Here is a 12,062-nt window from a genome sequence, read left to right as displayed (position 1 = left end):
TTGCCCACCAATCCCCATTCACACAACCAAGCTCCACACTCCCCGATACTATATCCAGCATTTTTTTCTGTGCAGTAAAAAGGCTGGGATGGTATATTGTAGATTGGCTAAATTTTCGGCGTATTTTAATCGGCACATTTTAAGATGAACTCAACCATTCTCCAACTAGTTTTGTTGAGCTCACTCTATACAGAAATATATGAAGGTGAATCTATTGAATAAGCTCTTATTTCATAATATCCCGCTGGGAGCAACCGGCGAACGCATCCCGCAAGCGGCAGTAGCTTCAGCGCAGACCAGCAAGGAGCTAGTGAAGCGGGAGGAGGGGGACTCCGCTTATTTCCGCAGGCTGGAGGAAGGCGGCATCCTGCTCAACCGCCCGCAGATTGCTGCGGTGCGGCATCATAAAGGGCCGCTACTGACACTGGCCGGTGCAGGCTCCGGCAAAACCTCGGTTCTGATCTGCAGAACCGGTTATTTGTTGTCGGTGCGCGGCGTCTCGCCGAGTCAGCTGCTATTGCTGACTTTTTCGAGTAAAGCCGCGGCAGAAATGCGCGAACGAATCGCCCTGCTCCCGGGAGTCAGCACAGCGGACGTCGCAAGACTTCAGGCCCGTACGTTCCATTCTTTTTTCTTATTTTTCTTGCGCAGACAAGGATTGCAACAGGAAATTTTCAGTGAGACACGGCGCCAGCACATCCTATTGAAGCAGATCATGCGTGAGCTCGGACTGCCGAAGGATGCTTATCCACCGGAAACCGTACTCTCTCTGCTCTCTTCCTGCAAAATGAACATGGGCACCGTGGAAGATCTACCAGAAGGCACCACCGCCGAAAAAGAAATGAAATCCATTCTGGAAATATACGAACAATGGAAACAAGACAATTTCAAAATCGATTTCGATGATGTCCTCTTAATTGCCTATCGGATGCTGAAGGAGCGTCCGGAGCTTTTGCAAGAGTTGCAGATGAGATATCTGTACGTGATGGTGGATGAGTTCCAGGATACAAACGCCTTGCAGTACGAACTTGTCAAAATGGTCGCTCACCCACAGCATAATCTAATGGTGGTTGGTGATGATGACCAAACGATTTATTCCTTCAACGGAGCGCGCAGTGAGTTCATTCTAGAGTTCGAGAAGCTCTATCCGGGAGCAAGGGTTATTACGCTCGATATTAATTACCGCTCAGGCCCAGCTATCGTTGGACTTGGCAACGGCATTATCAAGCACAATACACGTCGGCGTTCCAAAACCCTGCAAGCCGCAAAAGGTAGTGGAAGTCAGCCACGATATATGCGTCCGCAAACTGCAGATGAAGAAGCCGAGCAGATGATCGAGCATATTTTAAACGAGGTCTCTAGCGGCAAAAGAGAATATAGCGACTTCGCCATGTTGTACCGGGCCTCGAGCAGCAATCGGGCCGTTCTCGAACTGCTCCTTTTACGCGATATTCCCTATATTGATTACGGAGAAGGGCAATTATTGTACGAGCACTGGCTGATCTCTCCGGTAGTGGATCATTTGCGACTCTCCGTGAATCGGCGAAATTTTGCGGCGATGGAGAATATCCTGCCGACGCTATATATGAACCGTGAAAAAGGTATGAATCATATCCGCCAGATGGAAGCTAGACAGCCCAAGCAAGGACCGTTAATCCACCTATTGTCTATGCCTGGCATGGAAGACTTCAAAGGAACTAAACTAAGAGATCGGCTCGATCTAATCCGTAATATACGCGAACTGACCCCAATACAAGCAATCCGGCAGATTCGTACCCAATTCTATGATTATTTCATCGAAGCGAATGAACGGCATCAAGCGACGCTGCATCGAGAGACGTTAAAAGAAATGCTAGATGAGCTAGAATCCTCCGCGGCGCGTTTCGACAGCATCCCTGCCTTTCTTGATTTCATAGATAATGTCACGGAGCGTAACGAGCATAATCGCCAACCAGGTACTAAAGAGCAAGGCAATCGGATTGCATTAATGACCATTCATAAATCAAAGGGGCTAGAGTTTCCTGTAGTCTTTTTAATTGGAGCGTCTGAGGGAATTCTTCCGCATAGCTCTGCACTGGAGGGCGACCGGTTAAAAGACCGCAAGCTTGCTGCCGGAAGCAGCGGAGCCTCAAGCTTAGCAGCACTAGAGGAGGAACGGAGACTGGCGTACGTGGCCGTTACGAGAGCCCGAGAGGAGCTATTCATCAGCTCACCTGCACAGCATCGGGGTAAAAAAGCGGAGGTCTCCCGCTTCATGTTATCCGCCTTCCGTTCAGCGGTTTCTTCCACAGCAGCAACTACGGTGAGTAGAACCGTGACAACAAGATCCTTACCGACCAGCCGAGCGACCACGACAAAAACAAAAACCCATGTCGTTCCGGTATGGAACTGCACGGGCAACAGTTGTCCTGGTTGGACACGCATGAAAGCTGGCGGAGCAGAGGATCATCTAACCTCAAAGCCCTGTCCCTTATGTAGCTCACCTATGGCAAAGGATCAGCGAGAAGTTCCCGTATGATCTACACGCAAAAAAAGCAAGTTTCCTCTTCCCTGGAAACTTGCTTTTTTTAATATAAATATATATTTAAGCTGTAGTTACTACTGCTTCTTCAACTTCTTCATGTACAGTCTTAATCTGAATCATTACTGCATTCGGATCGGTCAGCACTTCGATTCCATCTTGGAAAATCAGGTCAGAAACTAGCAGCTGATCGCCAATATCAAGTTTACTAATATCTACTTCCATAGAAGTAGGCAAAACGCCCGGCATACAACGAACTTCTACTTCATACAATTCCACTTGCAATACGCCACCGGCTTTCACGCCGATTGCTTCCCCTGCAAAATGAATCGTAACTTTACTATCCATATTTACAGACATGTTCACATGCTGGAAATCAATATGCAAGATCTTACCTGACAGAGAATCCTTTTGAATATGCTGAACAATGATCGGCATTGCTTCATCGTCCGTTGTTTTTGCTTGCAGAATAGCCCGTGGATTTTTTCTCAAAGTACCCAACAGCTCTTTTTCATCCACTTCTACGTTCAGAGTATCTTTACCCACTCCATACAATACAGCCGGGATACGTCCCTGTTTTCTCGCTAATTTCTTTTGGGACTTTGTTTCGCCAGTACGCTTGTTTAATTGAATAAATTTACTCATTTTTTATTTCCTGCTCTCTTTGACCATAAATTCTTGTCATCCTAAGTATAACATGACCATATAATCTAGTCAAATTTAGCAGAAATCTCCCTTTTCCACACAAAAAAGAAGACTTGAGTGAATTCAACTTCCCATTCCTCAACTCTTCCCAACTGCACTTCCTCAATTTATTTAACTCTTACTTAATTCATCTTCACCTATCACTTCTTCTATTGTACAATCACTTTCATTCAACTCTTCGATTCCGATGAGTTCCCCAGGCTGTACATTAAAATATAAACAAAGCTTTAAGAGCAAGTCTCTGGGATACTGTACCATCTCATCCTTATACATACGGCGAACCGAATCAAAGTGATAATTAATATCCTTAGCAAGCTTTCGTATAGAGAGTTTGGGATCATGATTCTCCATGACCACACTTAATTTACTTCGGATAACCGGCATACATTCACCTCCAGCTTAAGTCCACGCCCACAAAAATCCATCGCGATCCCACGCGATTTTGCCGCCGTGCAGCTTCCGGAAAGCTTTCTTTACTTCCTTGGACAGCGAGGCATTGCCATTCTCATTCACAAATACAAATTGTTCCCCAAAGTTCTCTTTCACATATTCAATCGCCGCGGTCTGATACAAGGTACCCGTAAACCGAATTTCCTTAACCATCCATTCCGCTACATCTTGTGCTGTTACTTCCATATGGATGTGCCTCCTTTCATGTACTTCATGCTAAAATGTGCCCTCATTATAACATGAATACAGCCCGACCGGACAAACGTCCGAATCGGGCTGTATTAGGATGTCTTAATTATTGTGGATAGGTATGATTCGAAGGATAACGAGTCTTCTGTCCACCGCTTACCATCAACAGAATCCCTGTAATCAAGTGTAATACCCATCCCACTATTGGAATCCAAGCCAATAAAGAAGTTACAATTCCGAGCACTGAACCATAGATAGATTCATTGTTCTTTAAAGATAAAATCAAAGTGATTAGATGAAGAATAAACATAAATCCCAGTACAGAGTACCCACTGAACACTACAATAGTAGCACCCAGAAATGGAATTGCCAAAATAATTTCAAACGAGCCTGTAATCCATTTCATAGCTTTAGAAGCGCTCAAAAGACAACCTCCTAATAGGTAAAATATACTATTTATTATACAAAAACCCAGCGTTCCCGTATATGATTTTCATCTTGCTTTACTATTTTATTTTCATCCTAAAATCACAGGTTCATTCACCTCATGAAGTGGTTGCTTTTGCACAAAAGGGGGCAAGCCTTCCTTGCTCATTGCAGCTGAGGGAGCAAGCCCTAAGCAGTGGCACATTAACGGAGCCAGCCTTAATTGGGGGATTGCTTGATCTTCTTTTGCCAGAGGCAATGCATCTACTCCAAACGTATATAACGGCACATCCCGCTCGGAAGAGGTGACCCCTCCATGGTACCCATTTGCGTTCATCCCATGATCTGCCGTAATCAGAATCTTATACCCCTGCTCCATCCAAATAGGCAAAACAGTGGCTAGCAGTCCATCGGCGTTACGCACGGAAAGCTCATATTCCTTGCTCTCCCCGCCATAACGATGCCCGGCGTCGTCTATATTCATGGAGTGAATGTATAGAAAATGCGGATCATAAGCACTCCGTAAATACACGGCATCGGCAAACACATGACTGTCAGGATAGTGATCCTCGAAATAAAAGCTGCCATGCTGAATTGGCATCATCACATTATGCTGATGGCGATCAGCCAGTGGATCAAAGGGGGCCGAATTATAAAGCTCACTGACCCAATGATAGGCGACAGCAGCTGTACGCAAATTAGCGGCTACTGCCAAATGAAATACACTTTCTTCATGGCTAGGTCTCACAATATGGTTAGCCGTAATTCCATTTTTGGACACGGGTGTACCCGTTAAGAGCACTTCATAAAGCGGACGTGATAGACTGGGTAATTCCGACTGTACTCGATAACAAGATAAGGATCCTTGCTCCACAAGATGCTCCAGATAGCCCATGTATTTGCGAGCAGCATCATATCTAAGTCCGTCCAAGACAACCACAATGAGTTTATTGGTCATTTCCGTCAATCTACTCACGCTCCTTCTCGCTCTAAATGTAAAAGCTCGGAAGGGTTCAACGCCAATGTGACTTTGTCCCCTTCTCCAACCCGCAGCCAGCGTCCATCATTTAAAAGATCAACCGTTAATCGGATTCCTTCAGCCTCAACCGTACATCGAATAATATTGCCTAGCACAGACACAGATTTAATCACTCCATTCACCAGTTGTGCTCCGGCAGCAGCCTCCTGCTGACCCGCCCCATCATGCAGTAACGTTACGGCTTCGGGGCGAATAGCAAAGCTGTCCATCCCACTATCTATTCCGCGGAACAGCGCCATCACCTCTGGCCGAGTCAATACGTTATAACTGCCCATGAACCGGGCAACGAACTCTGTGCGCGGCGCGGTGTACAGTCCTTCCGGTGTTCCATCTTGGACGATGCGTCCACCATTCATAATGCAGATGCGGTCGGATAGAATCAGCGCTTCTTCCTGATCATGCGTAACGAATAGAGTCGTCATGTTAAAGCGCTTCTGAATATCACGAATTTCAGCACGTAGATTCTTGCGGATCTTGGCATCGAGTGCACTCAGGGGTTCATCCAGCAGTAATACTTTGGGCTGCACGGCTAGAGAACGGGCCAGCGCTACCCGCTGCTGCTGTCCACCGGAGAGTGACTGCGGATAGACGTCCCGCTTCTCCTCTAGATCGACTAAAACCAGCAGTTCCTCGCAGCGGCTACGTCGGGCGGCTTTGGACAAACCACGCATCTTCATTCCATACTCAATATTTTGGCTCACCGTCAGATTAGGGAATAGAGCATAAGACTGGAACACCATCCCCACCTCGCGTTTACGGGGCGGCAGATTTGCCAGATCTTTATTCTCTAGAAGGATTCTGCCGCCATCCAGCTCCGAAAGGCCAGCTATGCAGCGAAGTAACGTACTTTTCCCGCAACCGGAAGGTCCTAGCAGCGTCACAAGCTCCCCTTCACGTATCTCCAAATCTATATTGTCTAGCACACAGGTCTCACCAAACATTTTGAGTATTCCCTGCAGCTTCAGATAATCGTTCATCCCTTAACGCCTCCTCCCATCTTTTTGCCAAGCTTCATTAGTACCATCGAAAGAACTAGAATAAACAGAAAATACGAGATGGCAATCGCACTGGCTAAATGTCCGCTTTCGCCCATTCTTTGATATAGATACACCTGAATCGTCTGAATATGCCCGCCAACTAGCATGTTTGTAAGAACAAATTCACCGAACAGAACGGAAAATGATAATAAGGTAGAGACGATAACGCCAGGCCAGATATTTGGCAAAATCACATTCATAAAAGCCGTTCTGCGGCGGGCTCCAAGCAATTCTGCGGCATGCAGCAGTTCTACGGCGTTAACGGTCAACAGACTATTGCGAATGCCCTGATACATATAGGGAAGAATGACCACAAAATACGCCCCCACCAATAAATAAGCTGTTCCAGCGATATCAAAGAGGCCAGAGGAATAGGTACGAATAAGTCCCACCGCAGCCACTACACCAGGCACCGCATAAGGCAGAACAACAATCACTTTCATAAAGCTCTCCCAGCGCGGAAAATAAATGGTGATGACAAAAACAGCTGGCAGCATCACGGCCAGACTCAGCACCACGCTAATCAGGCATAAATACAGCGAGGTCCAAAGCGCCTCCAAAAAACGAATATCCTTAAACATTTCTCCAAACCAATTCAGTGTCCAAGCTTGAGGCAACAAGGTATTCTGCCAGTCCTGCGCGAAGGCATAAATACCGGTTGCTAACAGTGGAAGTAATAAATACACCATGAGCATTAGCATGAAAGTGCGCGGAGCGAAGCCTGCTTTACGTATATTCATTGCCCCACCTCCTCACTAGCTGCCGTCCACAAGCGCCGAGAAGATTTGGTTTTCACATCCGGTTTACTGAGCGCTTTAGCTCCAAATCTCTCCGTTCGCCGAACCATCAGATGATTCAAATAGACGGCCAAAATCGTAGTCAGACCCAGCAGAACAGCAAGCGTACTCCCCATTTCTGGCTGAGTAACCACATCTCCAGCAACCAGTGAACCGATACGTACCGCCAGCAGATTATAATTCCCGCCAACCAAAGCATATGCCGTTGCATAAGCACCCATCGCATTGGCAAACAGTATTCCCAGTGTGCCGAAGATCGCCGGAGTTAGAATTGGCAGCCCAATCGTCTTCCAGAACTGCCACGGTCCTGCTCCCAGCAAGGACGCCGCCTCTCTCCACTGCTCACGAATTCCGTAAAAGGATGGATACAAGAGCAGTAAGGCTAATGGAACCTGAAAATAGACATACACCAGAATCAGACCAGACCAGCTATATAAATCAAAATCGGTAAAAACACTCCAGCCCCACTGTTTGAATAAGAGCGTAAACACTCCATTGTTACCAAGCAAAATAATATACGCAAAAGCCAGCGGAACTCCTGCGAAGTTAGAGGTCATATTCGACAGCATTAAGAGTCTGTCCCTTACCCTCGGAGTGAACCGAGTAATACAATATGCACAAAAAAGTCCGACAATGATCCCTATCAGACTTGAGGTTAAAGAGATCAGCAAGCTGTTCTTGATAGCCCGCATGTAATAGGCACTTTGCAGTGCATGCAGATAATTGCCTAGCGTAAGTCCAGTTCCATCTGCCTTTTGGAAACTTCCCGTCAGCATGGACAATACAGGCACCAACTGAAATGCCAACACCATCAGTGCAAACGGAATGAGTGCCAGGATCACACCGCGGCTTTTCTGTTTCAACTTCCTCACTCCTTGTCGCGGGAATAGAACAAGGGCACCTTACGGCATCGTAACGAAGGCGCCCTGTTTCTTTTTTTGGGGGAAGAACAATTCTAGTTCAAATGCACAAGCACACGTTCCTGCCATAACTGTGGAATGGTCTTCGCTGTTTCTTCCCATACCTTGTAATCACCAACAGGCTTAGCGTTAACATACTCCTCTTTTGGCAGCAGCTTAGCCGCGACATCATCCGGCAGTGTTACACTGTCACGAATCGGACGAGCGTACCCTTTGGCAAGATTAATCTGTCCTTCATCACTAAGGATGTATTGACGTGTCAGCTTCGCAGCGTTAGGATGCGGCGCATATTTATTAATGATCGTTGCATATCCACTCACCACACTGCCTTCCTTCGGAATGGCTACCGCGAAGCCATCTTTGTTGATCTGATCTCTATAGTTCAAAGCGTTGAAATCCCACAGCAGGGTAACTTCTACTTCCCCTTTTTCAATGTTGGCAAGAGAAGCCTCTGCATTGGAGAGACGTCCTTTTTTAGCTAAATCCTCGAAAAAAGCAATCCCTGGCTCAATGTTCGACTCATCGCCACCAAAAGCAATCGCTGCGGCCAATACAGCCATCTGCGCTTGAGCAGCTTTGGTTACATCACCAACGATGATTTTGTAATTGCCGTTCTTCAGATCTTCCCAGCTCTTCGGTGGATTAGCCACGAGCTTGGTGTTTGTCAGAAACGAAATCGTCCCTTGATAGCCGACAATCCAATTTCCGTCCTTATCCTTAGCCCAATTAGGGATCTCATCCCAGTAGGTCGTTTTATAAGGCTGTGTTACTCCTTTTTCCACGGCAACCGATCCAAAAGCGATCCCTACATCTCCGATATCAGCCGTTGGCTTATCTTTTTCCGCATCAAACTTGGCAATTTCCTCCGCGCTCGACATATCCGTATCTGAATGTGTAAGACCATACTTACTACTCATATCACTCCATGTATCTTTCCAGTTCGCCCAGGAATCCGGCATTCCCACGCTGATAACACTGCCCTCTTCTTTAGCTTTACTCTCGATCTCGGTCAGACTTAATTCTTTGGTGCCAGCATTTCCATTCGTTGATTCGTCAGCCTTAGCCGAATTTCCACAAGCAGCAAGCAACAGGACGAGCAAGGATAACATTAGACCCATCGATAATTGATTTTTGATCCCTTTTTTCATGATTTCCCCTTCACTCCTATTTCTTATTTGCGGGCTTCTCTATGCTCCAACTGTTAGGCACCCAATTGCAGTATAGGCGTGTACTATTTTCGCGGCATTAAGGAGGATAGGAATATTTGTAAATAAAAAGTAAGACATACCCAAAAACCACCTGATTCACTCAGGCGGTTCTCGTGTTTATGCTTAAAGCTATACTACCTTCTACGCGCCGCCACACTTACCACGCCGTATCTATAGAGCACTTTCTTGCCGAACCATCCAAATAACCGATCCGTGAAAAAGCCCATAAAGCCAAGACAGAATAACCCTACAAAGATCCAATCTGTCCGGAAAAACAATCTGGAATTCCAAATCAGATAACCTACACCTTCGTTCGAAGCAATCATTTCCGCACCGATAATCGCCATATACGAGGTTCCCATCGCTAACCGGATGCCTGTAAAAATATACGGTATCGTCGCCGGGACGATCACATGAATCAGAATTTGCCACTCACTGGCGCCCATACTACGGGCTGAGCGGATTTTATCCTCCTCTACGGACATCACACCGGTCAAGGTATTCAGCACCACAATAAAAAAGGTAGCGTACATAATCAATGCAATCTTCGACTGCTCCCCAATGCCAAACCACACTAGAAACAATGTAATGAATGCAATCGGCGGGATAAAACGAATAAAGTTCAGAAAAGGCTCTGCAAAGATACGAATTACATTCACCTTTCCAATAATCAGACCTACGGGAATCGCCATTAAACTGCCGAGTACCCAGCCAATTAGCACCCGGTAAAAGCTAATCCCGATATATTGCATCAAAGTTCCGTCTTCCAGAAGTTCCCGTCCACCCTTAAGCGTACTCCACGGTCCAGGGATCACATCAGGACCGTAGATCACTGCCCCAAGCTGCCAGACGCAGAGTGCGGCAATCCATAGTATGGATACAGAAACCCATTTCTTTTCCACCCATTTCATCATCTGTCCCACCCTATCCTATTCTTCGAAATGGCTCTGAATCTGGTTGTATAGCGAGTAAAATTCCGCTGAGGCTACGTCCCGTGGATAAGGCAGCGTATTGTCATAAATGTCCGTGATGTTAGAGGAAGGGCCTACAGACATAATGCCGATCCGTTCCCCCAACAGCAAGGCTTCCTGAATATCATGGGTTACAAAAATCACCGTCTTATGCGTCTGTTGCCAGATGTTGACCAGTTCTTTCTGCATCGTCCTCCGGGTCATCGCATCAAGTGCACCAAAGGGTTCATCCATCAGCAGGATCGCTGGATCATTGGCAAGCACCCGTGCCAGCTGAACACGCTGCTTCATGCCTCCCGATAGCTCCTTCGGGAACTTCTCCTCATGCCCGTTCAGTCCTACAAGTCCGATGAACCTATCCGATATCGTGCGCCGTTCAGCCTTTGCGATTTTCTTCATTCGCAGTCCAAACTCCACATTCTCTCGAACCGTTAGCCAAGGGAATAAAGAGGAATCTGCTTGCTGAAATACAACTGCCCGATCTCTGCCAGGCTTATTCACCTCTTCGTTATCCACCCGAAGGTTACCGCCAGATTTGGAAACAAATCCGGCGATCATATTCAGCAGCGTCGACTTTCCGCAGCCACTTGGACCGAGTAGAACGAAGAACTCTCCGCCTTTGATTACGAGATCCACATCTTTAATAATATAATGAACATCTCCAGCGGCTGGCTCACTGTAGCTCTTGCGTAGCCGCTCAATATGAATGGTGTGCTGCTTAGCAGGTAATGACATGCTGAACCCTCCTATTTCTTATACGTGACTTCTTCCGGCAAAGCTTTGGTAAGCGGTTCAAGATTCAGCTTGCTATCCAGATCGAAATCCTTCTCAATGATTCCAGTGTCGACCATATATTTCTTCTGCTTCGTCAGACTGTCATACGCCGCCTGTGTGAATCCGAGCGCCCATGGATTGTTCGGAAGATCTTTGATCGTCGATTCCTTAGGCTGCTTCACTTCCTCGTACATCAAATCAGCAACCTCATCTGGATGGGCCTGGGCATAGCCCCCTGCTTCATCCACTGCTGCGAGAAAGTTCGAGATCCCCTCTGGATTTTTTGTTACAAAATCATTCCCTGCTACAATGCCCATCCCTAACCGTACGGTTGTTTTGGACATATCCGTCAGCTCATGTACGCCTGAAAGGGCACCCAGCTTATCATTAAGAACTGAACCATAGAACCATGCACCATCCACAGCCCCCTGCTTCAAAGCGATATAAGATTCGTCAAAGGCTCCCTGCCCTATCAATTCCACATCACTGAGCGCGATGTTATGCTCTTTTAAATATTCATCCCAAAGGTACGGAATGAAGGTTCCACGAATAAAGCTCAGCTTCTTGCTTTTCAATTCCTCAGCTGTCTTGATATCATCCTGTACGAATAGCTTCCATTCTGTAGAAGCTTCATCTGTCGCCAGACCCGCAGAGGCGATGATAGCGTAATCTCCCTTCGACACTGCGTTCAGCAGGGGAAAATCCGCCCCGAAAGCCACATCTACCTGTTTAATGAAGAGTGCATTTACACCTTCTGCCGGGGAACCAAAGTTGACTAGTTCGGCGTCTATCCCGTGTTTGGCAAAGATACCTTTATCTAATGCCACACGAAAGGTTGGATTCGTATTGATGTCAGCGATTTTAATCTTCAATGTCTCTTTTTTGCCGTTCAATGCTCCATCTTTAGAGGACGACGCATCACCTTTGGAGCTGCAACCTGATAATAGGATAACAACGGATAAGGATAAGAGCAGAAAGCTTGAGCTGATCCATGACTTTTTCACAACGACATCCCCCTCAAATGT

General features: G+C 46.6%; 13 protein-coding genes. 1 reads left to right on the top strand and 12 read right to left on the bottom strand.

The genetic code is table 11. The annotated features are described in order from the left end of the window. Positions 1-214: 214 nt before the first annotated feature. Entirely contained in the window at positions 215-2,518 is a 2,304-nt protein-coding gene (locus NST34_RS01590; RefSeq protein ID WP_341126991.1) for a UvrD-helicase domain-containing protein, read from the top strand. Between the two features lie 66 nt (positions 2,519-2,584). Here NST34_RS01590 and NST34_RS01585 read toward each other — a convergent pair whose 3' ends face one another. From NST34_RS01585 to NST34_RS01530, 12 genes are all read right to left on the bottom strand, one after another. After that, positions 2,585-3,166, bottom strand: coding sequence for a 50S ribosomal protein L25 (locus NST34_RS01585; RefSeq protein ID WP_076285107.1), 582 nt, complete (start codon positions 3,164-3,166; stop codon positions 2,585-2,587). Between the two features lie 171 nt (positions 3,167-3,337). Beyond that, the gene (locus NST34_RS01580) at positions 3,338-3,610 is read right to left on the bottom strand and encodes a helix-turn-helix domain-containing protein (protein ID WP_076285106.1); all 273 of its coding nucleotides are present in this window, start codon (positions 3,608-3,610) and stop codon (positions 3,338-3,340) included. 15 nt (positions 3,611-3,625) lie between these two features. Beyond that, positions 3,626-3,862 (bottom strand): DUF6953 family protein, encoded by a 237-nt coding sequence (locus NST34_RS01575; protein ID WP_042123499.1) that lies wholly within the window; start codon positions 3,860-3,862, stop codon positions 3,626-3,628. 109 nt (positions 3,863-3,971) lie between these two features. Continuing rightward, a complete protein-coding gene (locus NST34_RS01570; protein ID WP_060623858.1) occupies positions 3,972-4,289 on the bottom strand; it encodes a hypothetical protein in 318 nt (105 codons plus the stop codon). Between the two features lie 93 nt (positions 4,290-4,382). Beyond that, positions 4,383-5,249 carry an alkaline phosphatase family protein gene (locus NST34_RS01565; RefSeq protein WP_076299988.1) on the bottom strand — a complete coding sequence of 289 codons (867 nt, stop codon included), beginning with the start codon at positions 5,247-5,249 and terminating at the stop codon, positions 4,383-4,385. 14 nt (positions 5,250-5,263) lie between these two features. After that, the gene (locus NST34_RS01560; RefSeq protein ID WP_341126990.1) at positions 5,264-6,307 is read right to left on the bottom strand and encodes an ABC transporter ATP-binding protein; all 1,044 of its coding nucleotides are present in this window, start codon (positions 6,305-6,307) and stop codon (positions 5,264-5,266) included. After that, positions 6,304-7,107, bottom strand: coding sequence for an ABC transporter permease (locus tag NST34_RS01555; RefSeq protein ID WP_042184213.1), 804 nt, complete (start codon positions 7,105-7,107; stop codon positions 6,304-6,306). Before NST34_RS01555 ends, NST34_RS01560 begins: the two co-directional genes overlap by 4 nt. Further along, positions 7,104-8,027, bottom strand: coding sequence for an ABC transporter permease (locus tag NST34_RS01550; RefSeq protein WP_341126989.1), 924 nt, complete (start codon positions 8,025-8,027; stop codon positions 7,104-7,106). Before NST34_RS01550 ends, NST34_RS01555 begins: the two co-directional genes overlap by 4 nt. Before the next feature lie 92 nt (positions 8,028-8,119). Beyond that, entirely contained in the window at positions 8,120-9,232 is a 1,113-nt protein-coding gene (locus NST34_RS01545) for an ABC transporter substrate-binding protein (RefSeq protein ID WP_076299914.1), read from the bottom strand. Positions 9,233-9,426: 194 nt separating this feature from the next. Further along, positions 9,427-10,203 carry an ABC transporter permease gene (locus NST34_RS01540; RefSeq protein ID WP_042184207.1) on the bottom strand — a complete coding sequence of 259 codons (777 nt, stop codon included), beginning with the start codon at positions 10,201-10,203 and terminating at the stop codon, positions 9,427-9,429. 18 nt (positions 10,204-10,221) lie between these two features. Next, on the bottom strand, positions 10,222-10,998 hold the full coding sequence (locus NST34_RS01535; RefSeq protein ID WP_149646287.1) for an ABC transporter ATP-binding protein: 777 nt from the start codon (positions 10,996-10,998) through the stop codon (positions 10,222-10,224). 11 nt (positions 10,999-11,009) lie between these two features. After that, positions 11,010-12,041: an ABC transporter substrate-binding protein gene (locus NST34_RS01530; RefSeq protein WP_341059005.1), complete on the bottom strand. Its 1,032-nt coding sequence runs from the start codon at positions 12,039-12,041 to the stop codon at positions 11,010-11,012. Positions 12,042-12,062 lie beyond the last annotated feature (21 nt).

This window comes from Paenibacillus sp. FSL H7-0714, from assembly GCF_038003765.1.
Taxonomy (GTDB): domain Bacteria; phylum Bacillota; class Bacilli; order Paenibacillales; family Paenibacillaceae; genus Paenibacillus_AQ.
This window is presented reverse-complemented; position numbering and strand designations above follow the sequence as displayed.

Bases quoted from the DNA above. Each gene is read 5' to 3' on its own strand.
- NST34_RS01575 (WP_042123499.1), bottom strand. From the start codon at position 3,862: ATGGAAGTAACAGCACAAGATGTAGCGGAATGGATGGTTAAGGAAATT.
- NST34_RS01545 (WP_076299914.1), bottom strand. From the start codon at position 9,232: ATGAAAAAAGGGATCAAAAATCAATTATCGATGGGTCTAATGTTATCC.
- NST34_RS01565 (WP_076299988.1), bottom strand. From the start codon at position 5,249: ATGACCAATAAACTCATTGTGGTTGTCTTGGACGGACTTAGATATGAT.
- NST34_RS01560 (WP_341126990.1), bottom strand. From the start codon at position 6,307: ATGAACGATTATCTGAAGCTGCAGGGAATACTCAAAATGTTTGGTGAG.
- NST34_RS01585 (WP_076285107.1), bottom strand. From the start codon at position 3,166: ATGAGTAAATTTATTCAATTAAACAAGCGTACTGGCGAAACAAAGTCC.
- NST34_RS01555 (WP_042184213.1), bottom strand. From the start codon at position 7,107: ATGAATATACGTAAAGCAGGCTTCGCTCCGCGCACTTTCATGCTAATG.
- NST34_RS01580 (WP_076285106.1), bottom strand. From the start codon at position 3,610: ATGCCGGTTATCCGAAGTAAATTAAGTGTGGTCATGGAGAATCATGAT.
- NST34_RS01540 (WP_042184207.1), bottom strand. From the start codon at position 10,203: ATGAAATGGGTGGAAAAGAAATGGGTTTCTGTATCCATACTATGGATT.
- NST34_RS01535 (WP_149646287.1), bottom strand. From the start codon at position 10,998: ATGTCATTACCTGCTAAGCAGCACACCATTCATATTGAGCGGCTACGC.